The 707-nt window shown below is 49.1% G+C and carries 1 protein-coding gene; it reads right to left on the bottom strand.

Features of this window, described 5'->3' with window-relative positions; all coding sequences use genetic code 11:
* Positions 1-290: 290 nt before the first annotated feature.
* Positions 291-707: transposase (locus AC27K1_RS21620; protein ID WP_487152868.1), on the bottom strand; the 417-nt coding region annotated here is incomplete at its 5' end.

Here is a 707-nt window from a genome sequence, read left to right as displayed (position 1 = left end):
TTGATATGACTCCCGCAGTCAAGCAGGATTTATTTGGTACTTTTGAGCAACATATTCATAAATACCCATTCTGACAGTGGAGCCTGAAACAACGACGGCTGGCAAGCTGATATACGTGGACTGGTTACCACTTTTCATGTATCCGTCGCGTGAGCCTGCCTCTCTCTAGGAGCGAGGACTCGGCAGGTCTGCCTTACCTCCTAACAAGAACGAGGACTACTCACTGGCCGGGGCTGCAACATCAGAATGGGTAAACCTCCAAAACAGTTAAAATAAAGCGCAGTCTATTATCAATGGGCTCGTATTGTGGTCGGCTGCGTTAAACCTTTGGTTACGATCTCCCACATAAAAGCAGCCAGCTCACGCGCGATAGCAACAACGACAACATTCTTGTTTTTGTATCGAGCGGTCAGATCACGATATCGCTTACAGAGTCTCAGCTGAGCCCGCCATGCAATCTCTTTCACGGCATCAGGCAAGCCTTCCTGCCTCAACATCAGGTCACGTGTTAGCTTTTCAGGATGCCGGTAGCTCCAGCCTGATTCAATCAACGCTTTTCGTGCATGACTGTTACCACACTTGGTAATACTGCCCTGACGTCGTTTACCACCACTGGTGTTTTCCGATGGCACCAACCCCAGCCAGGAGAATAGCTGGCAGGGGTTCTCAAACCGATTGAAATCGATAATTTCAGCCACCATGGTCAT

The organism is Kistimonas ophiarachnellae, from assembly GCF_057552235.1.
This window is presented reverse-complemented; position numbering and strand designations above follow the sequence as displayed.